The 25,878-nt window shown below is 74.8% G+C and carries 31 protein-coding genes; 12 read left to right on the forward strand and 19 right to left on the reverse strand.

The window, feature by feature from the left end; translation table 11 throughout:
* Positions 1 to 80 precede the first annotated feature (80 nt).
* From BM414_RS23925 to BM414_RS31105, 4 genes are read left to right on the forward strand one after another with little or no spacing between them, the layout of a single operon-like run.
* Positions 81 to 926, forward strand: coding sequence for an alpha/beta fold hydrolase (locus BM414_RS23925; RefSeq protein ID WP_093583665.1), 846 nt, complete (start codon positions 81 to 83; stop codon positions 924 to 926).
* Between the two features lie 23 nt (positions 927 to 949).
* Complete coding sequence (locus BM414_RS23930) at positions 950 to 1,276, forward strand: hypothetical protein (RefSeq protein ID WP_139246015.1); 327 nt, start codon at positions 950 to 952, stop codon at positions 1,274 to 1,276.
* A gap of 30 nt (positions 1,277 to 1,306) precedes the next feature.
* Positions 1,307 to 1,573, forward strand: a complete 267-nt coding sequence (locus BM414_RS23935) for a DUF1905 domain-containing protein (protein WP_093583669.1) — start codon at positions 1,307 to 1,309, stop codon at positions 1,571 to 1,573.
* A gap of 40 nt (positions 1,574 to 1,613) precedes the next feature.
* Entirely contained in the window at positions 1,614 to 2,441 is an 828-nt protein-coding gene (locus tag BM414_RS31105; protein WP_245784951.1) for a DUF222 domain-containing protein, read from the forward strand.
* Positions 2,442 to 3,494: 1,053 nt separating this feature from the next.
* Here BM414_RS31105 and BM414_RS23945 read toward each other — a convergent pair.
* The 5 genes from BM414_RS23945 to ppk2 all read right to left on the reverse strand — a co-directional run bounded on the left by BM414_RS23945 (position 3,495) and on the right by ppk2 (position 6,928).
* Complete coding sequence (locus tag BM414_RS23945; RefSeq protein ID WP_093583671.1) at positions 3,495 to 3,884, reverse strand: alpha/beta fold hydrolase; 390 nt, start codon at positions 3,882 to 3,884, stop codon at positions 3,495 to 3,497.
* A complete protein-coding gene (locus BM414_RS23950) occupies positions 3,884 to 4,624 on the reverse strand; it encodes a hypothetical protein (protein WP_093583673.1) in 741 nt (246 codons plus the stop codon). Before BM414_RS23950 ends, BM414_RS23945 begins: the two co-directional genes overlap by 1 nt.
* A 154-nt stretch (positions 4,625 to 4,778) precedes the next feature.
* Positions 4,779 to 5,426 carry an SIMPL domain-containing protein gene (locus BM414_RS23955; protein WP_175551770.1) on the reverse strand — a complete coding sequence of 216 codons (648 nt, stop codon included), beginning with the start codon at positions 5,424 to 5,426 and terminating at the stop codon, positions 4,779 to 4,781.
* 8 nt (positions 5,427 to 5,434) lie between these two features.
* Complete coding sequence (locus tag BM414_RS29685) at positions 5,435 to 5,944, reverse strand: hypothetical protein (protein ID WP_175551771.1); 510 nt, start codon at positions 5,942 to 5,944, stop codon at positions 5,435 to 5,437.
* A 135-nt stretch (positions 5,945 to 6,079) separates the two neighbouring features.
* Positions 6,080 to 6,928: a polyphosphate kinase 2 gene (ppk2, locus tag BM414_RS23960; protein ID WP_093583677.1), complete on the reverse strand. Its 849-nt coding sequence runs from the start codon at positions 6,926 to 6,928 to the stop codon at positions 6,080 to 6,082.
* Positions 6,929 to 6,986: 58 nt separating this feature from the next.
* On the opposite strand from ppk2, the gene BM414_RS23965 reads away from it, so the two are divergent.
* Positions 6,987 to 7,514 carry a GNAT family N-acetyltransferase gene (locus tag BM414_RS23965; RefSeq protein WP_175551772.1) on the forward strand — a complete coding sequence of 176 codons (528 nt, stop codon included), beginning with the start codon at positions 6,987 to 6,989 and terminating at the stop codon, positions 7,512 to 7,514.
* Here the strand turns inward: BM414_RS23965 and BM414_RS23970 are convergent.
* Genes BM414_RS23970 through BM414_RS31940 form a run of 4 tightly spaced genes read right to left on the reverse strand, consistent with a single transcriptional unit; the run spans position 7,499 to position 11,073 of the window.
* Positions 7,499 to 8,956 carry a protein adenylyltransferase SelO gene (locus tag BM414_RS23970; protein ID WP_093583681.1) on the reverse strand — a complete coding sequence of 486 codons (1,458 nt, stop codon included), beginning with the start codon at positions 8,954 to 8,956 and terminating at the stop codon, positions 7,499 to 7,501. The two genes, BM414_RS23965 and BM414_RS23970, sit on opposite strands and share 16 nt — an antisense overlap.
* Positions 8,953 to 9,399 (reverse strand): hypothetical protein, encoded by a 447-nt coding sequence (locus BM414_RS23975; protein ID WP_139246018.1) that lies wholly within the window; start codon positions 9,397 to 9,399, stop codon positions 8,953 to 8,955. Before BM414_RS23975 ends, BM414_RS23970 begins: the two co-directional genes overlap by 4 nt.
* A 52-nt stretch (positions 9,400 to 9,451) precedes the next feature.
* Complete coding sequence (locus tag BM414_RS23980) at positions 9,452 to 10,228, reverse strand: MBL fold metallo-hydrolase (protein ID WP_093583684.1); 777 nt, start codon at positions 10,226 to 10,228, stop codon at positions 9,452 to 9,454.
* Positions 10,225 to 11,073, reverse strand: coding sequence for an alpha/beta hydrolase (locus tag BM414_RS31940; RefSeq protein WP_425432374.1), 849 nt, complete (start codon positions 11,071 to 11,073; stop codon positions 10,225 to 10,227). Before BM414_RS31940 ends, BM414_RS23980 begins: the two co-directional genes overlap by 4 nt.
* Between BM414_RS31940 and BM414_RS31520 the strand changes: the two genes are divergently transcribed.
* Together BM414_RS31520 and BM414_RS23995 are read left to right on the forward strand one after the other, a co-directional pair.
* On the forward strand, positions 11,042 to 12,214 hold the full coding sequence (locus BM414_RS31520) for a helix-turn-helix domain-containing protein (RefSeq protein WP_093583686.1): 1,173 nt from the start codon (positions 11,042 to 11,044) through the stop codon (positions 12,212 to 12,214). The two genes, BM414_RS31940 and BM414_RS31520, sit on opposite strands and share 32 nt — an antisense overlap.
* Before the next feature lie 89 nt (positions 12,215 to 12,303).
* Positions 12,304 to 13,752 (forward strand): amino acid permease, encoded by a 1,449-nt coding sequence (locus BM414_RS23995; RefSeq protein WP_093583727.1) that lies wholly within the window; start codon positions 12,304 to 12,306, stop codon positions 13,750 to 13,752.
* A gap of 19 nt (positions 13,753 to 13,771) precedes the next feature.
* Here BM414_RS23995 and BM414_RS24000 read toward each other — a convergent pair whose 3' ends face one another.
* The 3 genes from BM414_RS24000 to BM414_RS24010 are packed head-to-tail and all read right to left on the reverse strand — an operon-like array spanning position 13,772 to position 15,591.
* Positions 13,772 to 14,398 carry a hypothetical protein gene (locus BM414_RS24000; protein WP_093583688.1) on the reverse strand — a complete coding sequence of 209 codons (627 nt, stop codon included), beginning with the start codon at positions 14,396 to 14,398 and terminating at the stop codon, positions 13,772 to 13,774.
* Positions 14,399 to 14,407: 9 nt separating this feature from the next.
* Complete coding sequence (locus BM414_RS24005) at positions 14,408 to 14,743, reverse strand: nitroreductase/quinone reductase family protein (protein WP_093583690.1); 336 nt, start codon at positions 14,741 to 14,743, stop codon at positions 14,408 to 14,410.
* Positions 14,744 to 14,748: 5 nt separating this feature from the next.
* Positions 14,749 to 15,591, reverse strand: a complete 843-nt coding sequence (locus tag BM414_RS24010) for an alpha/beta fold hydrolase (RefSeq protein ID WP_217644913.1) — start codon at positions 15,589 to 15,591, stop codon at positions 14,749 to 14,751.
* A gap of 162 nt (positions 15,592 to 15,753) precedes the next feature.
* Between BM414_RS24010 and BM414_RS24015 the strand changes: the two genes are divergently transcribed.
* Both BM414_RS24015 and BM414_RS24020 read left to right on the forward strand, forming a co-directional pair.
* The gene (locus BM414_RS24015) at positions 15,754 to 16,122 is read left to right on the forward strand and encodes a YciI family protein (protein ID WP_093583692.1); all 369 of its coding nucleotides are present in this window, start codon (positions 15,754 to 15,756) and stop codon (positions 16,120 to 16,122) included.
* On the forward strand, positions 16,119 to 17,342 hold the full coding sequence (locus tag BM414_RS24020; RefSeq protein ID WP_093583693.1) for an RNA polymerase sigma factor: 1,224 nt from the start codon (positions 16,119 to 16,121) through the stop codon (positions 17,340 to 17,342). The genes BM414_RS24015 and BM414_RS24020 overlap by 4 nt, the downstream gene beginning before the upstream one ends.
* Before the next feature lie 43 nt (positions 17,343 to 17,385).
* Here BM414_RS24020 and BM414_RS24025 read toward each other — a convergent pair whose 3' ends face one another.
* The 5 genes from BM414_RS24025 to BM414_RS24045 all read right to left on the reverse strand — a co-directional run bounded on the left by BM414_RS24025 (position 17,386) and on the right by BM414_RS24045 (position 20,770).
* The gene (locus tag BM414_RS24025; protein WP_093583695.1) at positions 17,386 to 17,742 is read right to left on the reverse strand and encodes a hypothetical protein; all 357 of its coding nucleotides are present in this window, start codon (positions 17,740 to 17,742) and stop codon (positions 17,386 to 17,388) included.
* A gap of 49 nt (positions 17,743 to 17,791) precedes the next feature.
* Entirely contained in the window at positions 17,792 to 18,154 is a 363-nt protein-coding gene (locus tag BM414_RS24030; protein ID WP_175551774.1) for a hypothetical protein, read from the reverse strand.
* Between the two features lie 232 nt (positions 18,155 to 18,386).
* Positions 18,387 to 19,127 carry a hypothetical protein gene (locus tag BM414_RS24035; protein WP_093583698.1) on the reverse strand — a complete coding sequence of 247 codons (741 nt, stop codon included), beginning with the start codon at positions 19,125 to 19,127 and terminating at the stop codon, positions 18,387 to 18,389.
* Positions 19,128 to 19,256: 129 nt separating this feature from the next.
* Positions 19,257 to 19,991 (reverse strand): VOC family protein, encoded by a 735-nt coding sequence (locus BM414_RS24040; RefSeq protein WP_093583731.1) that lies wholly within the window; start codon positions 19,989 to 19,991, stop codon positions 19,257 to 19,259.
* A gap of 128 nt (positions 19,992 to 20,119) precedes the next feature.
* The gene (locus BM414_RS24045; protein ID WP_093583700.1) at positions 20,120 to 20,770 is read right to left on the reverse strand and encodes a maleylpyruvate isomerase family mycothiol-dependent enzyme; all 651 of its coding nucleotides are present in this window, start codon (positions 20,768 to 20,770) and stop codon (positions 20,120 to 20,122) included.
* A gap of 136 nt (positions 20,771 to 20,906) precedes the next feature.
* On the opposite strand from BM414_RS24045, the gene BM414_RS24050 reads away from it, so the two are divergent.
* Positions 20,907 to 21,437: a dihydrofolate reductase family protein gene (locus BM414_RS24050; protein WP_093583702.1), complete on the forward strand. Its 531-nt coding sequence runs from the start codon at positions 20,907 to 20,909 to the stop codon at positions 21,435 to 21,437.
* A 29-nt stretch (positions 21,438 to 21,466) separates the two neighbouring features.
* Here the strand turns inward: BM414_RS24050 and BM414_RS24055 are convergent, their stop codons facing one another.
* Together BM414_RS24055 and BM414_RS24060 are read right to left on the reverse strand one after the other, a co-directional pair.
* Complete coding sequence (locus BM414_RS24055) at positions 21,467 to 22,051, reverse strand: dihydrofolate reductase family protein (RefSeq protein ID WP_093583704.1); 585 nt, start codon at positions 22,049 to 22,051, stop codon at positions 21,467 to 21,469.
* Positions 22,052 to 22,207: 156 nt separating this feature from the next.
* Positions 22,208 to 23,341, reverse strand: coding sequence for a serine hydrolase domain-containing protein (locus BM414_RS24060; RefSeq protein ID WP_093583706.1), 1,134 nt, complete (start codon positions 23,339 to 23,341; stop codon positions 22,208 to 22,210).
* Between the two features lie 778 nt (positions 23,342 to 24,119).
* Here BM414_RS24060 and BM414_RS24065 point away from each other — a divergent pair.
* Complete coding sequence (locus BM414_RS24065; protein WP_139246020.1) at positions 24,120 to 24,914, forward strand: hypothetical protein; 795 nt, start codon at positions 24,120 to 24,122, stop codon at positions 24,912 to 24,914.
* A 99-nt stretch (positions 24,915 to 25,013) separates the two neighbouring features.
* The gene (locus BM414_RS24070) at positions 25,014 to 25,838 is read left to right on the forward strand and encodes a transposase family protein (RefSeq protein ID WP_175551767.1); all 825 of its coding nucleotides are present in this window, start codon (positions 25,014 to 25,016) and stop codon (positions 25,836 to 25,838) included.
* Positions 25,839 to 25,878 lie beyond the last annotated feature (40 nt).

A 25,878-nucleotide genomic window follows, 5' to 3' on the forward strand; every position in this document is an offset into this window, starting at 1 on the left:
CGGAGGCCGGGTCCCCAGGACGGCGGTGCCAGGATCACGGCGGGCGAGTGGCCGGCGCCCGGAGACCACGGGGAGGACGGATGGAACGCGGGACACCGTCGGAACTCCGGCTCCCCGACGGCCGCGGCCTCGCGTGGTCGGAGTGGGGGCCGCAGGACGGCCGGCCGGTGCTCTTCTGCCCCGGCGCCGGGATGAGCGGCGTCCTGGGCTTCGGGACCGACCTCCTGTCCGACCGGGGTCTGCGGCTGCTGGCCCTCGACCGTCCCGGGCTGGGCCGGTCCTCACCGGACCCGGCGAAGACGTACGGGTCGTGGGCCGCCGACGTCGGGCACCTGGTCGAGGCGCTCGGACTGCGCCGGGTCCTCGGCGTCGGCTTCTCGCAGGGCGCCCCGTTCGCCGTCGCACTCGTCGGCGCCAGCCTGCTCGACGCCGTGGCCCTGGTGGCCGGCCAGGACGACCTGCGCGCCCAGCGGCACCTCCTCGTGCCCGAGGTCGCCGGGATGCTCGACGCCGCCGAGGCCGACCCGGCCGGGTTCGAGCGGGAGATCGCCCGGGTCGCGGGCGCCGACTGGCTGTGGCAGGTCATCCTCACCACCGCCGCACCGGTGGACCGGGCGCGGTACGAGGGCACCGACCTCGGCCCCGCCGTCCGCGCGGCCCTCGACGACGGGTTCCGCCAGGGCGCCGCCGGTTACGCGCGCGACCTGGTCACCGCGCTGGGTCCGTGGCCCGTGCAGCCCGAGGACCTGACCGTGCCGGTGCACCTCTGGTACGGCGCGCAGGACACCAGCACCGTCCACTCCCCCGACCTCGGCCGGACGCTGGCCGGCCGGATCCCCGGCGCCCGGCACACCGTGCTCGACGACGAGGGCGGCGCGCTGCTGTGGACCCGCGCGCGGGACGTGCTGGACGCGCTCGCCGCCTGACCGGCACCCGTACGGTCCCGGCCGTGCACGTGGTCCGGGCACTCCGGCAGGCGGCCGTGATGCTGTCCGTGGGGGCCGCGCTCGCCTGCGCCGCGGCCGGTGTGTGGGTGGCGGTCGCCGACGGCGGCTCCAGGTCCCGGCTGGGGATCTCGATGATCGTGGTCGGCGGGCTCATCGGACTGCTCAGCGGGACTCTGGCGGCCCGGGCCGAGACCTCCGACGCCCGCGCCTTCCTCGGCACGGGGCCGGAGCGGGAGCAGCCGGAGCTCAGCGGCGCCCTCGGGCCGGTCGGCGTCTTCCTGTTCGTGGCCGTGCCCCTGGCCGGCGTCGGGCTGGTCCTCGCCGGCTGACCTGTCGTCCCCCTCCGGCACGCTGGGCGCGTGCCCTTCGACGCGACGCTCGTCCGCTGGCCCGGCGCGGGCGGCTGGGTCTTCGCTCCGGTGCCCGCGGAGCACGCGCCCGAGACGGCCGGTTCCTTCGGCCGCGTGCCGGTGACGGCGACGGTCGACGGGCGGACGTGGTCGACCAGCGTCTGGCGCGACCGCTCGGCCGGCTGGCTGCTCCCGGTGCCGGCGCGGATCCGCCACGGCAAGGACGACGGCGACGTGGTCACCGTCGAGGTCGAAGTGGACCCGGCCCGGCTCTGACCTGCGGGAACTGTCGGACCCCATCCGTAGGTTCGGGGTCGTGCAGGAGGTCGCCGGTCCCAGGTCGCTCATCGAGCGGGCCCTCGCAGGGTGGCTGGTCGAGCAGCCCGCGCCCCTCCGGCGCCTGCCGGTCGCGCTGCTGTCCCGCGAGCGGAAGGCCGCGGAGCTGCAGCGATTGCAGGCGGTGAAGGCACGGGCCGCCGCCTACGAGGCCGAGCTGGTCCTGGGTCTGGCCGACGACTCCCCCGATGACGACGACCCGGCACCCGGGACACCCGGCGCTCGGGCGCGGTCGTGGAAGCCCGATCCCGAGCTGCCCGGCGTCTCGGAGTTCTTCCCCGCCGAGCTGGCGATGGTCCTCAACTGCGGGCGGCTGGCCGCGAGGCAGTTGGCGCACCGGGCCTGGACCTACCGCACCTATCTGCCGGCCACCTGGGCGGCGATGGCCGCCGGGGAGCTGGACGAGTACCGCGCCCGGACGCTGGTCGAGGTCCTGGAGCACACCGACCCCGCGGTCGCCCGCCAGGTCGAGGTCCGGCTGCTGCCCGAGGCAGCGCAGCTGACCGTCGGGAAGCTGAAGAAGCGCGCCTTGGCCCTTCTGCTCGAGCTGGACGCCGAGGCCGCCGACCGGCGGCGGGCGCAGCTCGGCGGCGCGCCGACGTCCGGGTCCACCCGTCCCCGCAGGAGGGCATGGCCACCCTCGCCGCCGATCTGCCCGCCGACGTCGCCGCCGCCTGCCACGCGCTGGTCGATGAGCTGGCGCGGATGCTCGAGGCCGACGGCGACGAGCGGCCCATCGGTGAACTGCGCACCCTGGTGTTCGCCGACCTGCTGCAGCGCCCCTGGGACGACACCCGCCCACCGGTGACCGCGCACCTGCAGATCATCGCCACCCTCGCCGCACTGGCCGGCCGCAGTGACCAGCCCGGCGAGGTCAACGGCCTGCCGATCACCGCCGCACAGCTGCGCGACCTGCTCGCCCAGCTCGACGCCCTCGGCGTGCGCACCCCCGAGGGCGGATCGGTCACACTCGCCCTCACCGACGAGGACGGCGCCCTGCGGGCCACCAGCACCCTGGACCAGCTGCGCCGCCTCGCCCACCGCGGCTGCCCCGACCACCCCGCCGCTCCAGGCGCCGACTGCGGCTGTGCCGTGCTCGACCGGCCCGAGCCGGTCGACCGCTACGGCCCCTCCGCCGCCCAGCACCGCTTCGTGAGCACCCGCGACCGCACCTGCCGCTTCCCCACCTGCGGCCAGCGGGTGGGGTGGGCCGACGCCGACCACGTCATCCCGCACACCTGCGGCGGCGCCACCGACTGCGCCAACCTGTGCTGCCTGTGCCGCAGCCACCACCGCCTGAAGACCTTCGCCCGCGGCTGGCGGTTCCAGATGAGCCCCGACGGCGTCCTCACCGTCACCACGCCCTCGGGCATCACCCGTACCACCCGGCCACCGGGCCTGCGATCACCACCCACAGACGACACCGGACCGCCGCCCGCCGAACCGGACGACGACAGCCCACCGCCCTTCTGACCCGAGAGCCGGACCGGTCATCGACGTGCACATTCCACCGGGGGGGGGGGGGGAGACCGCCGTCGTCGAGGGAAGTGGGCACTTCCCGTGGGTCGAGCAGCCGGCCGCCTTCCGGTTCGCCGTCGACGCGTTCCTCACGGGCCGGCCACCGCGAGCACCGGCGCGACCCCGGTCGAGGCCTACTGCGCCCCGGCGACCACCAGGACGGGTGCGGTCACGGCGCGGAGCCGCTCGTGCAGGTCCGCGGGCGTCTCCCCGGCCATGAACGCGCGCGCCGCGGCCACGGAGTACCGCATGCCGCCGGCGTGTGCCTGCGCCGTCGCGTCCCAGCGCGCGTAGCCGAGGGGCGCACTGCGCAGCCGCCAGGCCGTGAAGGCATCGTCGTCGGTCAGGTCCGGCTCCTCCCCGAGTGCCTCGAGCGCCGCACCAGCACCAGGGCGGCCACCCGCTCGGGGAACCGGGCGGCGTGCGCGACCGCCAGGCGGGTGCCTGCCGAGTGCGCCACCACCGTGCACCGGTCGAGGCCGAGCGAGGCCCGCAACCGGTCGACGTCGTCGGCCTGCTCCCACCGTGAGGCCGGCGCCGCGTGTGCGGACCGGCCGACGCCGCGCAGGTGCGGCACCACGAGCCGGTACCGCTCCCCCAGCCCGGCCAGGTCGCCGAGGTAGGCGGGGTGCGCGGCCGCGCCGCCGGCGAGCACGACCAGGGTCGGCCCGTCGTCCCGGCCGACGACGTCGGCGCGCAGGACCGCGCCGTCCGCGGCGGTGTGGGCCGCCATCAGCGCCCGTACCGGACGTGCAGCAGGCCGTCGTCGGTGTCGGTGAGGCGTCCGCCGGCCGCGGCCATCGCCTCCGCGGCCCGGGTCAGCCGCTCGTAGGCGGCCGCGGCGTCGGGCAGCGTGGCGGCCCGGTCGGCCGCGTGCCGGAACGTGAGCCCCTCGAGGGTCCGGACCAGGACGCCGCCCAGCACGGCGTGCACCCGCAGGGCGCTGCCGTCGGCGACGAGGTCGCGGCCGGGACCGATCCGGGCGGCCACGACAGCCCACCGCCGCGTGCCGAGCTCACCGGCGGACACCTGGCGGCCCACCTCGGCCAGCACGTCCGCCGGCAGGACGGGACCCGTCACCTGGACGAGGCGTCCTCCGGCGCGGGCCACCACCGGGGTGTCCGGGACGGCGTCGAGGGACAGCACGTCGTCACCCGGGACGGGCGGCTCGTCGACCACCCGGACCCGCCAGCACAGGACGGGCGCCGTACCCGGTCCCGGGAGCGGCACCGGGCCGGGAGCGGTGCGGGCGCGCTGGCGCCGGGACGGCCGGGTGGCGACCAGGTGGCCGTCGCGCATCGGCTCGGTCAGCGTCCAGCCGGCGGCGTGCGCGGCGCGCAGGTCGGCGGCCAGCGCACGGACCCGGGCAGCGGCCTCGGTGAGCGTGGCGACGTCGTCGAGGTCCCAGCGGTGCTCGGTCTCGTACCGGGAGCCCGGCCAGGGCGACGGCGGGCGGGAGGGCTGGATGGTCATGTCGGTCCTCGCGCGGGCGGGCCGCTGCCCGGCGGGGATCCGGCAGCAGCTGCCGGGCCGGCGCCGGGCGGACGGTCCGTCCCGAGGGTCTGGGCCGGCGGGTGTCCCCGGGCGGGGGCCGGCGCCGACCGGCCGATCATGACACGCGCCGCGGTCACTCCCCCAGCGCGTAGGTGGCCTCCACGACGGCGTGCACGGTCACGTCCTGCGGATCGAGGTCGAGCGCCGGGCCGCCGCCGGCCGAGCCGCGGGCCATGGCCGCCATCGTCTCCGGGCCGCCGGCGGCCGCCGAGGACAGCCCGGGGTCGGCGAGTTCGCGCAGCGGCCCGAGTGTCCGGCCGACGGCGTCGGCGAGGTCGGTGGCGGCCTCCCGGGCGGCGCCGACGGCGGCCCGGCGGACGGCGCGGCGCGCAGCGGCCGGGTCGTCGAGTTCCCAGGAGACCCCGCCGATCCCGGCACCGGCCGCTGCCACCGCCTCGGCCACCTCGGGCACGGCGCCGGCGTCGGCCTGCACCGTGCCGCCGACCGTCGCCTCCCAGCCGGCCCGCTCGTCGGTCCCGGCGGCCGGGTCCCACGCCCACCGCTCGTGCACCGACACCCGCGACAGCACGACGCGGCGGACCCCCGGGGCACCGTCGAGTGCCGCACGCAGGTCCGCCGCCACGGCCGAGGCCCGCGCCAGCGCGGCGGAGCGGCTCTCGGGCGACGACTCGCGGACGTGCACCGCGAGGGTCGCGCGGTCGGGCGCGGAGTCGGCGGTGGCCTCCCCGCGCACGCGGACGACGGCAGGCGACTGGGTCAACCGCGCCGTCAGCCCGCCGCGGGCGCGCGCCGGACCGTCAGCTCCGCCACCGCTTCCTCGAAGCAGCCGTGCAGCAGGTCCAGGCGCTCGACGAGGCGGTCCACCCAGGCCGCGGACGTGCTCACCGGCACCGGTTCGAGCATCAGCGACCAGAACAGCCGGTCCACGTCGGCACCGCCGGTCCACCGCCGCTCCTCCGCGGACAGCGGGACCCCGACGGCCACCGTGAACCGGCGGGCGGCCTCCCGCCGCACCCGTCCCGCGGCCACCGCGGGGACGACCAGGCCGATCGCCCGGCCGAGCAGCGGCACGAGGCGCGGCCGGTCGGCGTCGGACAGGACGTCGTTGGCGTGCCGCAGCACCGCGGCCAGCTCGGCGTCGACACACGCCGGGGCGTCGCTGAACGCCTCGCCGGCCAGCAGCGCCGTGTACTCGAGGAAGCACGCCCCGCGGACGGGTGTGCGGTGCCGGCCCCGGCTCAGGACCGGCAGGAAGTCCGGGCTACGCGTCATGCTCACCGCCCCCTCCGGGCCGCCACCGGCCCTCGGCCCGACGAGCGTAGGTCCGTCCCGCGCTCAGCGCAGGCCTGCGGCCGCGGCGAGACCGCGCTGCAACCACCGGGAGCGCAGGACGCGTCCCCGCGCCCGGGTGGGTCACGCCGAGCGGTCGGGGACGACGTCGGGCACGAAGCGCTGGCTGTCCTTGGGCGGGCGCTCGTAGTCCTCGGCGACCGGCGGGCGCGGCGGCAGGTCGGGCGGCTCGGGCGTCAGGTCCTCGTACGGGATCTGGTCGAGCAGGTGGGTCATGACGTTGATCCGCGCCCGCTTCTTGACCTCGGCCTCGACCACCCACCACGGCGCCTCGGGGATGTCGGTGGCGGCGAACATGGCGTCCTTGGCCTTGGAGAAGTCGACCCAGCGGTTGCGCGCCTCGAGGTCCATCGGGCTGAGCTTCCAGCGCTTGGTGGGGTCGTGCAGCCGCGCCTGGAACCGCTTCTCCTGCTCGGTGTCGCTCACCGAGAACCAGTACTTGAGCAGCGTGATCCCGCTCCGCACGAGCATCTGCTCGAACTCCGGGCAGGAGCGGAGGAACTCCTCGTACTCCTCGTCGGTGCAGAAGCCCATGACCCGCTCCACGCCGGCGCGGTTGTACCAGGACCGGTCGAACAGGACCATCTCACCGCGGGTGGGCAGGTGGGTGACGTAGCGCTGGAAGTACCACTGCCCCCGTTCGCGCTCGGTCGGCGCCGGCAGGGCGACCACCCGGGCGGCACGTGGGTTGAGCGTCTCGGTGATGCGCTGGATCGCGCCGCCCTTGCCCGCGGCGTCCCGACCCTCGAACACGACGACGACGCGCAGCCCCCGCGCGCGGACGAACTCCTGCTGCTTGACCAGCTCCACCTGCAGCCGGGCGACCTCCTTCTCGTACCAGGCGTTGTCGACCTTGCCGGTGGACTGCGGCGCCTCCTCGACCGAGGTGCCGGACCGCTTCTTCGAGGCCATGCCGCAGCATCGACCCGACGGCCCGCCCCCGGCAACCGGGGCGGGACAGGATGGGCGTGTGCTGACCGCCCGCGACGGGGCCGTCCGGATCCGCCCGGTCGGGCCCGGCGACGCCGACCTGTACCTGGCCCTGCGCGGGAACCCGGGGACCATGCGCGACCTCGGCGGCCCGCTGCCGCCCGACCGGATCCGAGCCGGGCACGCCCGCGAGGTGGCGGAGACCGCCGCGGGGCGGGCGCAGATCGTCGTCGCGGAGGTGTCGACGCCGGCCGGCTGGGTGCCCGCCGGCAACGTCTCGCTGGTCGGCTCGCCGCCTGCGGCCGCCGAGATCGAGTGGCTGGTCCTCCCGCAGCACCGCGGCCGGGGCGTGGCGCGGACCGCGGTCCGGCTGCTGCTCGGCCTGCCGGGAGCCGCGGAGCGCTGGGGCCGGGTGGAGGCGCTGCCGTCGGTGGGCAACACCGCCTCGAACCGGCTGTGCGCCTCCCTCGGGTTCACCGACCGCGGCGAGGTCGATGTCGACTTCGCCGGCCGCTCGTTCCGCTGCCGGCGGTGGGAGCTCGACCTGCGCGCTCAGGTGCCGCAGTAGGTGACGAACGGGCCCTCCGGCCCCTGCTCGGCGTAGCGCTCCAGGCCGGGCCGCTCGTCGAACGGGCGGCGGACCACCTCGACCAGCCGCTCGAACGGCGCGAGGTCGCCGGCCGTGGCGGCGGTCAGCGCCTCCTCGACGAGGTGGTTGCGCGGCACGTACACCGGGTTGACGCGGTCCATGGCGTCGGCGTCGGGGGCCGGCGCGCGCCACCGCTCGAGCCAGGCGTCGACGGCGGCGAGGTCGAGGACCAGCTCGCGGGCGGGCTCGGCGTCGCCGCGGGCGGCCCGGGACAGGCCGCGGCAGAAGCTCGTCAGGTCGACCCGGTTGGCCTGCAGCAGCGCCAGCAGGTCGTCGACCAGGCCCCGCGCGACGTCGTCGTCGAGGCCCTCGGGCAGCCCGAGCTTGGCGCGCCAGCCGGCCAGCAGGGCGGCGTCGAAGAGCGGACGGAACCGGCCGAGCGCCTCCACCGCGAGGGCCACCGCCGGCTCCTGCTCCTCGGCGAACAGCGGCAGCAGCGCCTCGGCCAGCCGGGCGAGGTCCCACTCGGCGGCGAGCGGCTGGTTGCCGTAGCGGTAGCGCCCGCCCTCGTCGACCGAGCTGAACCAGGTGTCGGGGTCGTAGGCCTCCATGAACGCGCACGGCCCGTAGTCGATGGTCTCGCCGGACAGCGTCATGTTGTCGGTGTTCATCACGCCGTGCACGAAGCCGACGAGCATCCACCGCGCCACCAGGTCGGCCTGCGCGGCGACGACCGCCTCGTACAGCGCGAGGTACGGCTGCTCGGCGCCGGCCGCGGCGGGGTGGTGCCGGGCGATGGCCTCGTCGGCGAGGCGGCGCAGCAGGTCGAGGTCGCCGGTGGCCCGGGCGAACTGGGCGCTGCCCACCCGCAGGTGGCTGCTCGCCACCCGCGCGAGCACCGCGCCGGGCAGCAGGGTCTCGCGGCGGACCGGCCGGCCGGTGGCGACGACGGCGAGCGAGCGGGTGGTGGGGATCCCGAGCGCGGCCATGGCCTCGCTGACGACGTACTCGCGCAGCATCGGCCCGACGGCGGCCAGCCCGTCGGCGCCGCGGGAGAACGGCGTGCGGCCGGAGCCCTTGAGGTGCAGGTCGTGCAGCCGGCCGTCGACCCCGGTCAGCTCGCCGAGCAGCAGCGCCCGGCCGTCGCCCAGGCGCGGGTTGTAGTAGCCGAACTGGTGACCGGCGTAGGCCTGCGCCACCGGCCGGGCGCCCTCGGGGACGGCGGTGCCGGTGAGCAGCGCGAGGCCCTCGGGGGTGCGCAGCGCGTCGGCGTCGAGGCCGAGCTCGGCCGCCAGCGGCTCGTTGAGTGCGAGCAGCCGCGGGTCCGGCGTCTCCGCGGCCTGCCACGGCAGCGCCATCTCCGGGAGCGCGGAGGCGAAGCGGTCGCCGAGGGCGACGGTCAGGGCGGGAGCGACGCTCATCCTCCCGAATGTACGGGTGGAACCCAGCCGCGCAGGGCGGACGGGAGGTGCCCGCCCACCCGGGCGGCCAGGCCCCGCAGGCGGGCGGCGGCGGACGGGCGCGAGGCCGGCAGCCGCGACTCGACGGCGGCCAGCCGCGTCTCCAGGTCGGTGACCGTCGCCGGACCCGCCGCGGGCGGCGGCGTCACGGCTGGCGGGGTCACGGCTGGCGGGGTCACGGCTGGCGGGGTCACGGCGAGCTGGGCGAGGCCGTCGGTCAGCCCGGACACCAGGCCGGCCACCTCGTCCGGGCGCAGCTTGACCGTCCCGACGCACAGGTCGTCGCGCCAGATGCTCAGGTTGAGCAGGCCCTGCGCCGGGTGCGCGGAGACGCGGACCGCGCGGGTCCGGTCGCGCGCGTCCCACACCCATCGAGCCCGTGCCGGCAGCGCGGTGACCGTCATCCCCCCATGATCGGCCTCCGCCCGCGGGACGGCCAGCAGGGACGGCTCCGCGTCAGACGTGGGTGGGGACGCCCGCCTCGAGCCAGCGGACCCGCCGGCGGACCTCCTCCGGCGCGGCGGCCAGGTCGCGCTCGGCGCCCTCCCGGCCCTGGCGGAAGTGGCTCCAGCCCTCGTGGTGCACCGGCACGACGACCCGCGGCGCGGTCAACCGGACCACGGCCGCGGCCTGCCGACCGGTCATCGAGTACCGCACCGGCCCGCTGACCGGGAAGCGGACACCGCCGAGGTGCAGCACGGCGACGTCGACCCGCAGCCGCTCGGCGACCTGCCGGAGCCCGCCGAAGGCGACCGTGTCGCCGGAGATCCACAGGACGCCGTCGGTCCGGCCCGGCTCCCGCACCGCGAACCCGACGACGTCGCCGACGACCGGGCGGCTCAGCGGCGGGCCGTGCCGCGCCGGGGTGGCGACCACCCCCAGCGGCGGGCGGCCCCGCCCGTCGAGCACCGTGGACTGCCAGGGCCGCAGCCCGCGCGCCCCGGCGCCGAGCCGGCGCGCACCGGAGCCGGTCGTCACCACGACCGGCACCTGCGCCAGCAGCGCCCGGCCGACGTCGTCGAGGTTGTCGGCGTGGTGGTCGTGGGTGAGCAGCACCGCGTCGACCGGCAGGACGTCGGCCGGGGACAGCGCCGGCCCAGCCGTCTTCGTCGACCCGGTGCCCCAGCCGAAGGAGTAGTGCCGCCCCGGCGGGTCGAAGGTCGGGTCGGTGAGCAGCCGGCGGCCGGCGACCTCGACCAGGAGCGTCGGCCCGCCGACGTGCGTGAGCCTCACGCGTCGGTCACTGCGCGCCGACCTGCGGCCGCGGGCCCGTGGCGTGGGCGAGCGCCCAGTCGAGGACCTCGTCGGCGATCCGCTCCCAGCCGGCCTGCGCGGGCAGCAGGTGGGCGTAGCCGGGGTACTCGCGCACCTCGGTCACGGTGTCGCCGCGGTAGTGCTGGGCGTTCGACCGCTGGACCGCCGGCGGCATGATGTGGTCCTCGCCGCCGGACACGAACAGCAGCGGCGGCCGCGCGTCGTTCGCGTAGTCCACCTGCGCGTCCTGCGGGCCGGGCATCAGGTTGGCCAGCACCGAGTTCCACAGGATCCGGCCCGACGCCGGTACGTGGTAGCGCCGGTGGAGCGCCCGGGACTCCTCGTCGCCGAACGTGTTGGTGAACGCGTAGTGCCACTGCTCCTCGGTCAGCCCGACGGCGCGGTGCCGGTTGGCCGGGTTCTCGAGCACCGCCCAGGTCGAGCGCAGCTGCGACAGCGGCACCACGGTCACGCCCTCGGTCGGCGCCGAGTTTGAGCACCACGCCCACCGCGCCGAGACCCCGGTCCAGCAGCAGCTGCACGATCGTGCCGCCGGCGGAGTGGCCGAGGAGGATCGGCGGGCGGTCCAGCCCGCGCACCAGCTCGGACAGGGACTCGACGATCGCCGGCAGCGTCACCTCGGCGATCGGGGTCGGGCCGGCGTTGAGCGCCTCGACCTCGCCCTCGAAGCCGGGGTAGGGCGGGGTGAGCACGCGGAAGCCGCGGCCCTCGTAGTGCGTCTTCCAGTGCTCCCAGCTGCGCGGGGTCACCCAGAAGCCGTGGATCAGGACGATGGTGTCCGGTGCGGACGGCGGAGTGGTCACGGTCGCTCCCTCGACGGTGGTGGCCGGTCAGCCGGAGCCTGGCAGCGCGCCCGGCCGTCAACCGGGCCGTCCGTGCAGGACTCCGGTCCCTGCCTGCACGCCCGCGGGTTCCGGTCCCGGCGCCGCTCCGCCAGGCTCGACGGCGTCCACGGGGGACGCCAGCTGCCCGAGGACCAGGACGGCGCGATGCTGCTCTTCGACACCACCCCGCTCCCCCGTGCCGACCGCGCCGAGGCGTTCCGCGCCGCGATGCAGGAGGCGTCGGCGGCCTGCCGCGTCGAGCACCGCGAGGACCCGCGGCGGTGCAGGGGCGCATGCAGCTGTTCCCCCCTACGGGAGGGCCGCCCTGCTGGCCACCGACGCGACGCGCTTCAGCATAGTGCGCACCCCGCGGCACGTGGCCCGCGACGCCGCTCCCGTGGTGTGCCTGGCCTTCCAGCACCGCGGCCGCGGCGAGTTCGCCCAGCTCGGCCACGAGCAGCTCGTCCGGGACGGCGACCTGATGCTCGTGGACATGACCGCGCCCTACGGGTTCGGCTGCACGACCGGCGGCGGGTCCCGCGCCCTGCTGGTGCCCCTCGACCAGCTCGGCCTGCCGGTCGACGTCGTCCGCCGGGCGACGCCGCGGCTGCGGGCCAGCCCGCTGCACAACCTGGTCCGCGCCCACCTGCAGCGGATCGCCGACGACGCCGCCGAGCTGTCGACCGACCCGGGCGCCGCCGCCCTCGGCGCCGCGACCGTCGAGCTGGTGCGCGCGCTGGTGGTCTCGGCGGCCGGGGACCCGCGGCACGGGCCGGCGGTGCGCGAGGACACGCTCGTGACGCGCGTCCGGGCCCACGTGGCGCGGCACCTGAGCGACCCCGACCTCACCCCGGCGGCGGTCGCCCGGGCGCACGGGGTCTCGGTGCGCCAGCTCTACAAGGCCTACGCCGGCGCGGGGGCCAGCCTCGAGCAGGAGGTGATCACCCAGCGGCTGGAGGCCGCCCGGAACCGGCTGTCCTCCCCCGCCGGCCGGCAGCGGTCGATCGCCGCCGTGGCCCGCGCGTGCGGGTTCGCCGACGCCAGCCACTTCGCCCGCCGGTTCCGCGGCGCGTACGGGATGAGCCCGCGCGAGTGGCAGCGGAGGGCCGACGGCCGCTGACCGGCGTCCGGCTCCGGACGGCTCGTTTTGCCGACCCGGCGGGCGGCGAGCACCCTCTCCTCCACGGGGCCCAGGACGAGGGGATGCCCATGAGCACTCGGGACCAGCGCTCCATCTGGCGGCGCATGCCGGTCGAGCAGATGGAGGACGAGGAGGAGCGCAACGCCGGCGGCAAGCTGGCCAAGAGCCTGGGGCTGTGGCAGCTGACCGCGATCGGCGTCGGCGGCATCATCGGCGTCGGGATCTTCTCGCTGGCGGGACTCGTGGCCGCCGGCGACGCGGACAACGAGGGCGTCGGCCCCGCCGTGCTCATCGCCTTCCTGATCGCCGGCCTGGCCTCCGCGGCGGCGGCGCTGTCCTACGCCGAGTTCGCCGGCATGATCCCGCGGGCCGGGTCCGCCTACACCTACGGCTACGTGGCCCTCGGCGAGATCATCGGGTGGTTCATCGGCTGGGACCTGCTCCTGGAGTACATCGCCATCGTCGCCGTCGTGGCGATCGGCATCTCCGGCTATCTCGGGGAACTGCTCGACAACCTCGGGATCACCCTGCCGACGTCGCTCACCGCGTCGGCCGAGGAGGGCGGCGTCGTCAACGTCCCCGCCGTCCTGATCTGCCTGCTCGTCACGTTCATCCTCAGCCGCGGCACGAGGACCTTCGGCCGGTTCGAGCTCGTGGCCGTCGGGATCAAGATCCTGCTGATCCTCGGCATCATCGGCCTCGGCGTCTTCTACATCGAGGCCGGGAACTACGACCCGTTCCTGCCGTCGGGCTTCGGCCCGGTCCTCACCGGCGCGGCCACCGTCTTCTTCGCGGTCTTCGGCTACGACGCCATGAGCACCGCGGCCGAGGAGGCCGAGGACGGCAAGAAGCACATGCCGAAGGCGATCATCCTGTCGCTGGTCATCGCGATGCTGCTCTACGTCGCTGCCACGCTGGTGCTCACCGGGATGCAGGACTACCGGGACATCGACCCCACCGCCGGCTTCGCCTCGGCCTTCGAGAGCGTGGGGCTGTCGGTGATCGCGAGCATCATCTCGGTCTTCGCCGTGCTGTCGATCCTGACCGTGATGCTGACGTTCCTGCTCGGCGTCACCCGGGTCTGGTTCTCCATGAGCCGCGACGGGCTGCTGCCCCCGTGGTTCGCGAAGGTGGACCGCAGCGGCACGCCGCAGCGCGTGACGTGGATCGCCGGTGTCGGGTCGGCCGTGCTCGCCGGCGTCTTCCCCATCCGCGCCGTCGCCGACCTGACGAACATCGGGATCCTGTCGGCGTTCATCGTCGTCTGCGTCGCGGTCATCCTGTTCCGCTACACGCGGCCGGAGACCCCCCGCTCCTTCCGCCTGCCCCTCATGCCCTTCGTGCCCGCCTTCGGGGTCCTGGCGTCGCTGTTCCTCATCTGGCAGCTGCCCTGGGAGACGTGGGCGCGCTTCGGGGTGTGGCTGCTCATCGGCTTCGTCATCTACTTCGCCTACGGCCGGAAGCACTCGCTGCTGGACCCCGACAGCCCGAACCACCGCCGGCCGGTGGAACGCTGAGCGTCCACCCGGGGTCGTCCTAGGGGCGCAGCGCCTGGCTCTCGCGGTAGGAGAGGTCGCGGACGGCGCGGAACAGCGCCACCGGCTGCAGGTCGTCGGCGCCGAGGGTCGGGAGGAACCGCAGCTCCTCGGACTCCGCGTCCGGCAGCGCCGCGCCGAGGGTCAGCCGTCCCCACCGGGTCCAGCCGCCGGCGAGCGGAGCCGCCAGCAGCTCCCAGCCGTCGCCGTCGCTGCGCGCTCCCAGCATGACCGTGCGGCCGCTGCCGGTGCGGTAGGGCAGCACGGAGGAGAACGTCCGGCCGATCGGCGCCGGCAGGAACAGGTGGCGCAGGCCGGGCGGGCCGCCGGAGGTGTTGACCAGCAGGTCCAGCGGTCCCCCGCCCTTCCCGAGCCCGCCGAAGCGGACGGCGAGGCCGACGACGTCGGGCAGCGGCGCGGGCAGCCCGACCCCGCGCGAGACGCGGACGACGACGTCGTGCCGGCCGCCCTCGTCGAGGAGCCGGGCGCCCCAGCTGCCACCGCCGTCGGTCCGGACGGTGCCGGCCGACGCCTGCCCGCGGGGGTGGAAGACCCGGGCGCCGCGCACCGCCGTCCCCAGGGCGAGCGCGGACGCCGTCACGGCACGGGGCAGGGCGAGCAGGTCCATGCCGTCCCGCTACCCGGCCGTCCGCCCGGGAACCCGCACCGGCGGGAGGCGGGAGCTCAGGCGGGCTCGAGGAGGAAGGCGCGCAGCCGCACCCGCTCGCCGATGCGGCGGCGGTAGGCGGCGGTAGGCGGCGTAGCCGCGGTGGAGCGGCGCCGCCGCGGCCATCACCTGCTCGACCTCGTCGTCGGTGGCCGGCCGCGCCACCACCTCCACCGTGCGGTTGCGGGAGGTCACGGTGGCCCGCGGGTCGGCCTCCAGGTCGAGCGCCCAGGCCGGGGTGGCCGCCACCTGCATCGCCCGCTGCACCGCGTTCGGCGGGCGGAACTCGTAGCCGAGGTCGCGCACGAGGCTCAGGGCGCGCCCTCGGGAGACTCGTCGAGGAACGCGAGCACCATCGGCAGCAGCCAGTCCAACCGGTCGAGCACCCCGCTGCCCGGCGGCATGAAGTGCGTGGACCCCGGCAGGATCGCCAGGCGGGCCCGGGACAGGCCGGTCAGGTCCCCCATGCCCCCGCCGCCGAGCAGGCGGAAGAGCTCGACCGCGTGCTCGGCGCGGACGGCGTCGGCGTCCCCGGCCACGACCATGGCGGGTGCGGCGATCCCGCTGATGTCCTCGGCCGGCCAGTCGAAGGGGGTCTCGTCGAGGGTCTTGAGCTTCTGGACCAGGACCGGGAAGTGCCCGGGGTCGGGGGCCAGCGCCTGGTAGGAGGCCTCCATCGGGGAGCCGGCGAACATCTCGGGCGTGATGCCGGGGACCATCTCGAGCAGCTCCGGCTGCATGCCCTTGCTCGAGTGCGTCGCCGAGACGACCACGAGCCGGCGGACCACGTCGGGGTGCCGGACGGCCACCTGCAGGGCCGCGGCGCCGCCCATGCTGTAGCCCATCACGTCCGCCCGGCCGATGCCGAGGTGCGCCAGCAGGCCGGCGGCGTCGTCGGCCATGCCCTCGTAGGTGAGGGGCCGGTCGACGTCGCCCGTGCGGCCGTGGGCCTGCAGGTCCGGGACGACGACCTGCCGGGTGGCCGCCAGCACCGACACCAGCGGGGCGAGGTCGCCGGTCAACATGTAGGCGCCGTGCAGCAGGAGGACCGGCGTCGAACCCGGTTCCGGCTCGGGACCGTGGACCTCGTGGTACATCTGCAACCCGTTGACCGGCGCGTACCCGGTCGTCGCTGGCGTACCGGCATCGGTCACGGCGTTCCTCCTCGGTGCCCCCCGCGGCAGCGCGATCCTCGCGCAGGCGGGGCGACGGCGGGGTCTCGTCGGGATCCGTCGTCCGTGGTGTCGTGTCCGCGAGGTCGGTGACGACCACGGGGTGGCTGCCCGCAGGGGGCGCCGTACACCGAGGAGGACGACGTGAAGTACGTGATCCTGATGCAGGTCGACCCGGCCGTGCTCGAGCAGCTCACCCCCGAGCAGCAGCAGGTGATCGGGGAGGGCCACTCGGCCTTCATCGCCGCGACCAAGGAGAGCGGCGAGTTCGTCGCCACCCAGGCGCTCGGGGACCCGAGCCGGTCCAAGGTGGTCCGCGCCGGGGGTGACCGGCCCGAGGTCACGGACGGGCCGTTCGTCGAGGCCAAGGAGTTCATGGGCGGCTTCTACCTGCTCGACGTGGAGGACGAGGCGCGCGCCGTCGAGCTGGCCACGCAGATCCCCGACGCGCGGATCCCGGGTCTCGCGCTCGAGGTCCGGCCGGTGGTGTTCGCCGACCTGGGCGACGGGTGAGCGCTCGGACCGGCGTCGACGAGGGTCTGTGGCGCGAGCTGGCGCCGCAGACCCTCGGCCGGCTGCTGCGCACCTACGGCAGCGCCCAGTTCGACGTGTGCGAGGACGCCGTCCAGGACGCGCTCCTGGACGCGCACCGCCAGTGGGCCACCCGGCCGCCGGACGACCCGCAGGCATGGCTGACGGCGACGGCCCGGCGCCGGTACGTCGACCGCGTCCGCAGCGACGTCCGCCGTCGCGACCGCGAGGACCGCGTGGCGCGGCTGGACGCGCCGCTGGCCGGCAAGGCGGCGCGGGGCGACGACGCCTTGCTGCTGCTGCAGCTCTGCTGCCACCCCGACCTGCCCCGGTCCGCGCAGGTCGCCCTGACCCTGCGCGCGGTCGCCGGCCTGACCACCGCGCAGATCGCCAACGCCTACCAGCTGCCCGAGACGACGATCGCCCAGCGGATCACCCGCGCCAAGCGCCGCCTCGCCGACGACGGGAGCGGGTTCCCGCGACCGGAGCACACCGGCGAACGGCTCGGGCCGGTCCTCGACGTCCTCTACGTCATGCTCACCGAGGCGCACCACACGACGAGCGGCGCGCCCGCCCGCGACGCCGACCTGGCCGCGGAGGCGATCCACCTCGCGCGGCTGCTGCGGCAGGCGTCCCCGCAGTCGACCGAGGTGGCCGGGCTCCTCGCGCTGATGCTGCTCACCGAGGCCCGCCACCCGGCGCGGGTCGGCCCGCTGGACCGGCTGGTCCCCCTCGACGAGCAGGACCGGACGCGGTGGGACCGGGCGCTGGTCGACGAGGGGCTGGCGCTGCTGGATGCCGTCGTCCCCGGCGCCTCGCCGGGCCCGTACCTGCTGCAGGCCTGCATCGCCGGCGTGCACGCGCGGGCCACCGACACCGCGTCGACCGACTGGGCCGAGATCCAGGTGCTGTACGCCCTGCTGGAGCGCGCCACCGGGGGCCGGAACCCCACGATCAGCCTGAACCGGATCGTCGCGCAGGCGATGAACACCGGCCCCGAGGCCGTGCTGGCGTCGCTCGACGCCCTGGCCGCGGCGCACCCGCGCCTGCCGCGCGTCGACGCCGTCCGGGCGCACCTGCTGGAACGGGCCGGCCGCACGGCCGAGGCGGCGTCCGCCTACCGACGGGCGATCGCCGCGACGGTCAACGTCGCCGAGCAGCGCCACCTCCGCGAGCGGCTCCGTCGGCTGGGCGACGGCTGAGCCGTCCCCGCGGGTCGCCGTCCGGGACCCGGGGGCGCCGGCGTCACGGCTCGGGCGGCGGGTCCCAGCGCACCTGCTCCGGACCCGGCATCGGGAGCGGGTAGTCGGCGAAGGAGTAGACCTCCAGGCAGGACAGCCGGCCGTCGTGGGCGAACAGCAGGATCCCGCCGACCGGCTCGCCGCCGGCACCGACCACCGTCCCCTCCAGCGGCACGGGGCTCGCCACCGACGACCGGGGGGCGGTGTCGGGCACGTGCAGGTCGAGGGTCCCGCAGCCGCACGTGCAGCCGGGTGTCGCGCTGACGTCGCGGACCTGCGCGCGGAGTTCCTCGACACCGTCGAACGGGTGGCGGAGGAGTGCGTCGAGGAGCGCGAGCTCGTTCCTCGTCAGCGGTCGCACGCCCGCAGTCTCCGCCGACGGCGCCGTCGGCGGTGGCGGCGCGTGCCGGTCAGCCGGCGTGCTGCCGTTCGTGCCGGCGCAGGCGGGCGAGCATGTCGCCGAAGAGCAGCCGGACGTCGACGTCGGTGTACACGCGGCGCGCCGCCGCGCCGGGGTCCGTCTCCGTCGTCGTCCAGGTGCTGGACCCGTCGCTCGGCGCGGTGACGAGGACGGGCGGGCTGTCGCCCAGCGGCCCCACGCCCCCGAGCGTGATCCGGTCGGGCAGGGGCAGCTCGACGAACCGGGTCCACAGCCAGGCGCCCAGCCGGCCGCTGCCGCCCAGGTCGTGCCCGAGCTCGGCGACGGAGTAGGCACACCGCCGGTGGGTCTCCAGCGGGAGCTGCCACACGGCCAGGTCGGACCGGCCGAGCACGAGCTCGGCGGCGCGCGGGTCGGTGTCCCGGTCGTACTCGTACGCCCCGGCGTCGAGCGAGCCGCCGACCCAGACCGGGGTGAGGCGGGCGGCGATGTCCGGGGCGGCCTCCAGCGCCGCGGCGCCGTTCGTCAGCGGCCCGGCGCAGCCCAGGTACAGCGGCAGGTCGTCGTCCCGGCGGGCCTCCGCGACGATCGCCTCCGACGCCGCCGACCGGGTGTCCCCCGAGCCGTCAGCCGCCCTTGCGGCGGGCCAGCACCAGACCGGCCACCCCGGCCGCGCCGGCGCCCAGCAGCACCCGGGCCGTCTCCCGGAGGGAGAACCCCTCGGAGTACACGTCGTCGAGGACCAGGATCCGCCGTCCGGCGACCCGCTCGGGCTCCGGGACCGACAGCGCGGACCGCAGCTCGCCCTCGGCGATCGTCCGGCGCTCCGCCGGGCCGAGGCCGAGGAACCGTCCGGTGGGTCCCGACTTGGCGATGAGTCCTGGCGCGAAGGGCCATCCGTCCGTCCGGCGCTGCGCTTCCTCGACGATCAGGTGGAGGTGGTCCCAGGGCCGGTGTGCCAGGGGACCGACGTAGCCGGCGCCGGTGGTGATGAGGTTGTAGCCGGCCGGCTCCTCGCGGTTGTGCTTCAGGTAGCCGACGAGGACGCGTCCGAGGACCTCGGCCAGGTCGCGTTCCTCCCCGTACTCGAGCCGGTAGACCGCACTCCACATCTCCTCCGCCCTGCCCGTCACGGTGTACAGGCGGGAGAAGTAGCGGTCGTCGAGGCCGCACACCGTGTTGGGGCAGGGATCCCGGTCGTCGGAGACGTGGCCACACACGTCGCAGGTCGTCCCGGCGGGCGCCGGGCTGTCGGCGCCGGTGCAGGCGAAGCAGATCGCCGGGGTCCCCGTGGTCCGGTAGGCGCACGAGGTGCAGTCGTCGAAGCCGGCCGGTGCCGGCTCGAGCGCCCTGGGACTGATGGGCATGGTCGGACCCCGGATCGCCGGCTCGCACGGGAACGGAGCAGGCGGACCCCAGGGCACCGGCGGCCGGTGGAGGACGACGGACGAGGCGGCCCGGGTCCGGGAGTGCCGCGCTCCGCCGGGTCCGATGCGCTACCGGGGGGTCATCAGACGGAACTCGTTGCCGTCGGGATCGGCCGTCTCGACCCGGCCGTCCTCGCTCTGGCCGACGTCGCCCTGGCCGGCGTCGATCCGGGTGGCCCCGAGGGAGACGAGACGCCCGACCTCCGCCTGCTGGTCCGCGCCTGCGGGGAGCGCGAGGTCGAACCGCAGCCGGTCCTTCCCCGTCCGCGGCATCAGGGGCGGACCGCCCCAGGTGATCTTCGGGCCGTGCGGCGAGCGGATCGCGGTCTCCTGGTCCTGGTCCCACACCAGCGGCCAGCCCAGCGCCTCGCTCCAGAAGTACCCGACCGCCTGCGAGCCGTCGCACGCCAGCGCCCCGACGAAGCCGCACTCGGCGAGGAACCGGTTGCCCGGCCCGATGACGCAGAACTCGTTGCCCTCGGGGTCGCCGAGCACCACGTGGTCCTCCTCCGAGCGCTGACCGACGTCGACGTGCCGGCCGCCCAGTTCCAGCGCCCGCGCCACCGTCCGCTGCTGGTCCTCCAGCGCCGTGCTCGTCAGGTCGAGGTGCATCCGGTTCTGCGCGGTCTTCGGCTGCCGCGTCGGGGAGAACCGGAGCTGGAACCCGGTGTCGTCGGTCGGCAGGAGCGCGACGCCGTCGCCGGACTCCCCGGCCGTCTCCCGGCGCAGGAGGTCCCCCCAGAAGCGGGCGAGGCGGGGCGGATCGAGCGCGTCGACGCCGAGCGCCACGAGTTCACAGGGCACGTCGTCCCGCCTCTCCGATCCGCTGACCCGGTGCCGCGGACGGGGCACGTCCTCCCGGCCCCGCGGAGGGGCGACGCCAGGACGGTCGCGGACCGCGACGCAACGCGGTTCCCGAGGTCAGCGGGATGTCAGGCTGCGCTGCCGGAGAGGCGGGACCGCAGGGTCGGCACCCCCGGGCCGTCGAGCTCGTCGACGTACGGTGCGCGACCGGCCATGCTCATCACCAGCGCGAGGGTCGATCCCCGCACCAGGGGGCCGGTGCCGGTGGCGAACGGCCCGTCGTCCGCCTGGAGGTGCAGGCCGGCCACGTGGGTACGGCTGTCGACGGTGAAGTTGCGGCGAGCGAAGAACCGGGCCACGGGCGTCAGCGCGTCGACGTCCGGTGTCCGGGCGAGCCCCAGCGGCCGGCGGATGTCCTGGGCGTGCACCACGACCTCCCCGAGGTAGGCCGGGGTGCGCGCCGACGGTGCGGTGGTGCTGGTGATGACGGCGCGGAAACGCTGCAGCGTCTCGGCGGGGGTGCTGCCGCGGTGCTCGGCCAGCCGGCGCTGGTTGTGCACGTCGGCACGGAACCGCGCGCCGAGCATGCTGCGCAGCCACTGCAGCTGGCCGACACTCGCCGCGGCGGTGAGGTGGGCGACGACCTGCTCGACATCCCACTCCCCGCACAGCGTGCCGTGCCGCCACTGCGTCTCCCTGAGGCCGGACAGGTCCTCCGCCAGCGCGGCCCGCTCGGCGTGCGCCAGCGCCCAGAGGTGGTCGTCCTGTGGTCTCGCCATGTCGCTCGATGCCTCTTCCCGGTCGGTGCACGTCCTGGGTGGACCCGCGCCGACCTCGGAACTCATCGCACCCGCGGTGTCCAGTCGATGGACACGTCGCGCCCCGGTGAGCCCTCCCGGCCTACGCTCGTCGGCCATGGCGACGGTCTTCGCCGGGATGGCGGCCAGCCTGGACGGCTTCATCCAGTCGGCGTCCGGGGACCTGGCCTGGCTCAACGACGCCATGGCCCCTGGCGAGGACTACGGCTTCACGGACACCGAGGCGCGCACCGGCGCCTACGTCATCGGCGCCAACACCTACCGGGAGATGGGCGGCACCGCCGGCCTCGGAGCCGTACCCACCTACGTCATCACCCACGACGCCGACCTGCCGGCCGGTCCGGACGTGCGTCCCTACGCCGGCGACCTCACGCGGCTGATCGACGTGGTTCGGTCCGACATCGAGCCCGACAGGGACATCTGCGTCTACGGCGGCGGACAGTTGGTCACCCACCTGCTGGAGCTCGGCCTCGACGACGAGCTGAGCGTCTCCGTCATCCCCGTCGTCCTCGGAGCCGGCGTGCCCTTCTTCGGAGCGATGGCATCGAGCACGAAGCTCCAGTTGATGGAGTGCCGGCCGTTCCCCTCCGGCATCGTGCTCCTGGACTACCGGGTCCTGCGGCCCTGACCCGGAGTTCGCGGAACCGTGGCGCGCACTCAGCCGTGCAGGGTGGGCCGGTAGACGAGCTCCAGGGTGCGCCCGTCGAGCGTCCGGCTCTCGAGCAGGTCGAGGTCGAAGTCGGCCGCACCGCCGAAGACCGGGTCCGTGCCGGTCCGGCCGGTGATGACGGGGAAGACCGTCACCTGGACCCGGTCGACCAGGCCGGCGGCCATCAGCGCCCGGTTCATCGACAGGCTGCCGTGCGAGCGCAACGGCACCGCCGACTCCTCCTTGAGCCGGGCGACGACGTCGACCGCGTCGCCGCTGACGAGGGTCGCGTCCGGCCAGTCGAGGGGTCCTTCGAGCGTCGTCGACACCACCGTCGTCGGCATGCTCTTCATCCGCGTGTTGACCGGGTCGCCCGCGTCCGGTTCGTCGGTGCCCGGGCCCAGGAACTGCAGGAACTCCCGGAAGGTGTTGGCCCCGAGGACCAGCCGCTGCTCCTCCTGGTACTGGGCGAGACGGCGCTCGAGGAACTCCGGGCCCTGCTTGCCCCAGTAGCCGCCCCAGTCGCCGCCCTCGCCGTAGGAGCCGAAGCCGTCCAGGCTGCACAACACGTCGAAGGTGTAGATCGCGGTCATGGTGCTCCTCGGGTGCGCCGGTCCGGTGTCGGGAGGCAGACCGGGAGCCTCGGCGGAACTCATCGCCGCCGGGCCGGCCCCTGGTCCTCGACGACGTCCAGCTCTCGTGCAGCCGCGCCAGGCCGGCCTGGACGCCCGAGCCGTGGTCGGACCGACTCAGAGAGCGGCGTAGACCGCGTCGATGTAGGCCTCGGCGCGCGGCGACCCGACGATGCCCGGTGCCATCCGGTTCATCATGTAGCTCGTCGTCACCCGGCGGTCGAGGTCCATCACGATCATGGAGCCACCCCAGCCGCCCCAGAAGGCGACCCGTCCGTCGGGCAGGTAGGGCACGGCCGCGGACGGCGAGAGCCCGAAGCCGATGCCCATGCGGAACGGCACGCCGAGGACGAGGTCGACACCGTCGGACTGGACGTCGAAGACCTGGTCGAGCGTCTTGTCCGACAGAAGCCGGACGCCGCCGGCCTCGCCGCCCAGCGACACGACCCTCATCACGTCGAGGACGCCGCGGGCGTTGCTGTGCCCGTTGAGTGCACCCATGTCCGCGGCCCGCCACGCGGGCGTGTTGGCCGTGCTCGCGTCGGCCACCGGGCCGGTGAAGCAGCGGACCATCGGGCTGGCCGGGTCGAGCGCCGCCAGGTCGAACGGCAGCGGCGGCGGGGGGACGACCGGCGCGATGCGGCCCTCGTCCTCCGGCCTCGCGCCGATCTGGAAGTCCGCACCCGTCGGGCCCGCGAGCTCTTCGGCCACGTACTGCTTCAGCGACCGGCCGTCGACGCGGCGCAGCACCTCCCCGAGCAGGTGGCCCTGGTTCTGCGCGTGGTAGCCCGACGCGGTACCGGGCTCCCACCACGGCGCCTGCGCGGCGAGGCGCGCGACCGAGCTGTCCCAGTCGTACATGTCCTGCACGGTGAACGGCGGGTCCCAGCCGGCCACACCGGAGGTGTGCGACATCAGGTGCTTTACGCGGATGTCGGCCTTGCCGTTGGCCGCGAACTCCGGCCAGTACTCCGCGACGGGGGCGTGCACGTCGAGCCGGCCCTTCTCGACCAGCGTCAGCACGGCGAGGGTGGTGACCGTCTTGGTCGTCGACCAGACGTTGACGATGGTGTCCTGCGTCCAGGGCGTGGTCCGCCCCTCGTCGCGCCAGCCTCCCCAGATGTCGACGACGGTCTCACCGTCGACGTCGACGGCGATGGAGGCACCGAGCTCGTCGCCGTCCAGCTGCGCGGCGAGCGCGTCGCGCACCCCGCTGAACCGGTCGTCGCAGGTGCCGTGCACCTCGGCCATGGGGACTCCCTGGGGGCCTCGCGCGACCCCGGAGTCGCGTCGGCGCGATCCCACCACGGGCCTCGCCGCGGGAGCAATCAGCGCCCTGCCCGCGGACCGGGAACCGCATGCCAGGTCGGGGCGACGGACGAGTCGGCCTGTACGCCGGGGACGGATCCGGGGATGTGGATCACCGTTGGCTGACGCCGAGTATCCCGGTTGACCTGCAGGTTCACCGTTGGCAGCTGCTGGTCGCGGTGGCCCGCGATCGACCCTGCTGAGGAACGATTGAGGAACGACCCGACCAGTCCAGCCACCCCGGCAGTCCCTAGTCGATAGTCGCGCAACCTGGAAGAGGATCAGCAGGTCCAAGACGCCACATGGCCTGCCGAGGGAGACGACGGCGGCTAGAGACACCGACGAGGTCGACGCCCGTCACCAATCCGCGACCGCACGGCGCCCGTGCCCCAGCCTTCAAAGCTGGCCATGCAGGTTTGATCCCGGTTACCCGCTCCACGCATAACCGCAGGTCGGGCGGCCTGTTAGGCATTCGAAGAAGCTCTGAGGTCCTCCGGACGGCTCGGTCAAGCCCCTTCATGACCCGTGTTTTCCGCTCCGTGGGTCATGAGTGGGTTACGCCGGAGACACATCGCCGCGCGCATGACGTGAGCAGTCATCTGCCGTTGACAGGCCGAACCGGGCCTGACGTCCCGAGGGAGTCGTTGGCCTGTCCTAGAGTGCTGCACCAGTGATGGTTGACGCACGAAAGGGTGCCCTGAGTGATGGCCTCGACCGCAGGGTGATCCTCTCTGACCTGCCCGAACCCGTAGCCGGGCCGCCGCTCACTCTTGCGGGGCCACCGGTCCCGCCTGCCCAACGCATCTACTTCTACCCAAGCGACGAGTGGGAGGAGTTCATCAAGGAATGGGTCCAAGGCCTAGACGAGGACTACTTCCAAGTCAAGCGGCTCGGTGGCCCCGGCGACCAGGGCATCGATGTCGCCGCGTTCAAGTCCGAGCTTGGGCTTGAGGGTCCTTGGGACTGCTTTCAAGGCAAGCACTACGCCCGCGAGTTACGGCCGGCAGATGCTTGGACTGAGATGCTGAAGGTCTTCCTCCATGTTGATGCCGGGGACTACGTCCTACCTGACGCTTACCTGTTTTTGGCTCCGAAGGGCTGTGGAGGAACACTCAATCGACTTCTGAGCGCCCCCGCAAAGTTGCGCGACGCCTTCCTCGCTGCCCTGGACTCCGGCGGATCGCCGATGAAGGACGTCGAAGACGACGTTCTAGGCCGAGTTCGGGACCGAGCTAAGGCCACCGATTTTTCGATGTTCAGGTCGGTGGAGCTGCATGAGGCCCTGGAAACGCATGCTAGGACGAAGTTCCACCTCGGACGCTTCGGCACACCAGCGCTGAGCCGGTCGACGATCGATGAGCCACCGGAAGAACTCGGTACCCACGAGACGAACTACGTGGCCGAGCTGCGAAAGGTGTACTCGCAGGGGTGCGAGGATGACCTGAGCGACAGTGAGCCTTTCCCGGTAGCGGGTGATCCGCAGGTCAGAAGCGACACGCCGACGGCGGCCAGATGACCGGAGACGACGCAGGACCTCGGTAGGAGGGACGTCCTCTCACAGATCGTCTTCCTCACCCGAGGTCCTGCTGTGTCTGATCCTGTCATCTACACCGCCGTGCTCCCGGTCGATGAGGACACCGTGCAGTTCGTGTCGGCGCTGCTGGCCGCCGACCGGCGCCGACGTCGCACCCGGCCCAAGCGCCGAGCGCTGGGCTGCTACCGGCAGGCGGTGCTGGTGCTGCGCTGGTTGCTCGACGGCACCCGGCTGGCGCAGCTGGCCGCCGACAACGCCATCGGCCGCTCGACGGCCTACCGCTACCTGCACGAAGGCATCGACGTGCTCGCCGAGCGCGCACCCGGGCTGCGCGGAGCGCTGCTGGCCGCCCGCGCCGCCGGGTATGCGCATGTCACCGTGGACGGCACGCTTATCCGCACCGACCGTTGCCACGTTCCCGGCCCGACCGCCCGGACCGACCGATCCGGCCGCCAGGTGGATCTGTGGTGGTCGGGCAAGCACGCCGCCCACGGCGGCAACGTGCAGGTCATCGCCGCGCCCGACGGCTGGCCGATCTGGACCTCGCCGGTGCGGCCCGGCCGCGAGCACGACACCACCGCGCTACGCACCCATCCCGAGGCGTTACCGCTGCTGGCCGAGTGGACCGACGCCGAGCACGCCGCCCTGGCCGACCTGGGCTACGAAGGCGAGCGGGAGGCGCTGACCACCCCGATCAAGCACTCCGCCGAGCGCCGGCTGACTGCGGACGAGCGCTGCGTCAACCTGCTGCACGCCGCGGTCCGGGCTCCCGCCGAACGCGGCAACTCCCTGCTCAAGACCAGCTTCAAGGCGCTGCGCCGGGTCAGTCTCTGCCCCTGGCGCATCGGCGCCATCACCGCCGCCGCTCTGGTCCTGCTCCACCACATGCACGACCGCACGACATGATCAACACGCCGTGGAGACCGTTACTGGGAATGGCTCAGTG

The organism is Geodermatophilus amargosae, from assembly GCF_900116515.1.
Taxonomy (GTDB): domain Bacteria; phylum Actinomycetota; class Actinomycetes; order Mycobacteriales; family Geodermatophilaceae; genus Geodermatophilus; species Geodermatophilus amargosae.

Bases quoted from the DNA above. Each gene is read 5' to 3' on its own strand.
- BM414_RS24045 (WP_093583700.1), bottom strand. From the start codon at position 20,770: ATGGCGAGACCACAGGACGACCACCTCTGGGCGCTGGCGCACGCCGAG.
- BM414_RS23945 (WP_093583671.1), bottom strand. From the start codon at position 3,884: ATGGCGGCCCACACCGCCGCGGACGGCGCGGTCCTGCGCGCCGACGTC.
- ppk2 (WP_093583677.1), bottom strand. From the start codon at position 6,928: ATGGCCTCGAAGAAGCGGTCCGGCACCTCGGTCGAGGAGGCGCCGCAG.
- BM414_RS23975 (WP_139246018.1), bottom strand. From the start codon at position 9,399: ATGACGGTCACCGCGCTGCCGGCACGGGCTCGATGGGTGTGGGACGCG.
- BM414_RS24050 (WP_093583702.1), top strand. From the start codon at position 20,907: ATGGCGACGGTCTTCGCCGGGATGGCGGCCAGCCTGGACGGCTTCATC.
- BM414_RS24000 (WP_093583688.1), bottom strand. From the start codon at position 14,398: ATGGACCTGCTCGCCCTGCCCCGTGCCGTGACGGCGTCCGCGCTCGCC.
- BM414_RS23995 (WP_093583727.1), top strand. From the start codon at position 12,304: ATGAGCACTCGGGACCAGCGCTCCATCTGGCGGCGCATGCCGGTCGAG.
- BM414_RS24060 (WP_093583706.1), bottom strand. From the start codon at position 23,341: ATGGCCGAGGTGCACGGCACCTGCGACGACCGGTTCAGCGGGGTGCGC.
- BM414_RS23925 (WP_093583665.1), top strand. From the start codon at position 81: ATGGAACGCGGGACACCGTCGGAACTCCGGCTCCCCGACGGCCGCGGC.
- BM414_RS24055 (WP_093583704.1), bottom strand. From the start codon at position 22,051: ATGACCGCGATCTACACCTTCGACGTGTTGTGCAGCCTGGACGGCTTC.
- BM414_RS31520 (WP_093583686.1), top strand. From the start codon at position 11,042: ATGGTGTCCGGTGCGGACGGCGGAGTGGTCACGGTCGCTCCCTCGACG.
- BM414_RS23950 (WP_093583673.1), bottom strand. From the start codon at position 4,624: ATGACCATCCAGCCCTCCCGCCCGCCGTCGCCCTGGCCGGGCTCCCGG.
- BM414_RS24035 (WP_093583698.1), bottom strand. From the start codon at position 19,127: ATGCCCATCAGTCCCAGGGCGCTCGAGCCGGCACCGGCCGGCTTCGAC.
- BM414_RS23970 (WP_093583681.1), bottom strand. From the start codon at position 8,956: ATGAGCGTCGCTCCCGCCCTGACCGTCGCCCTCGGCGACCGCTTCGCC.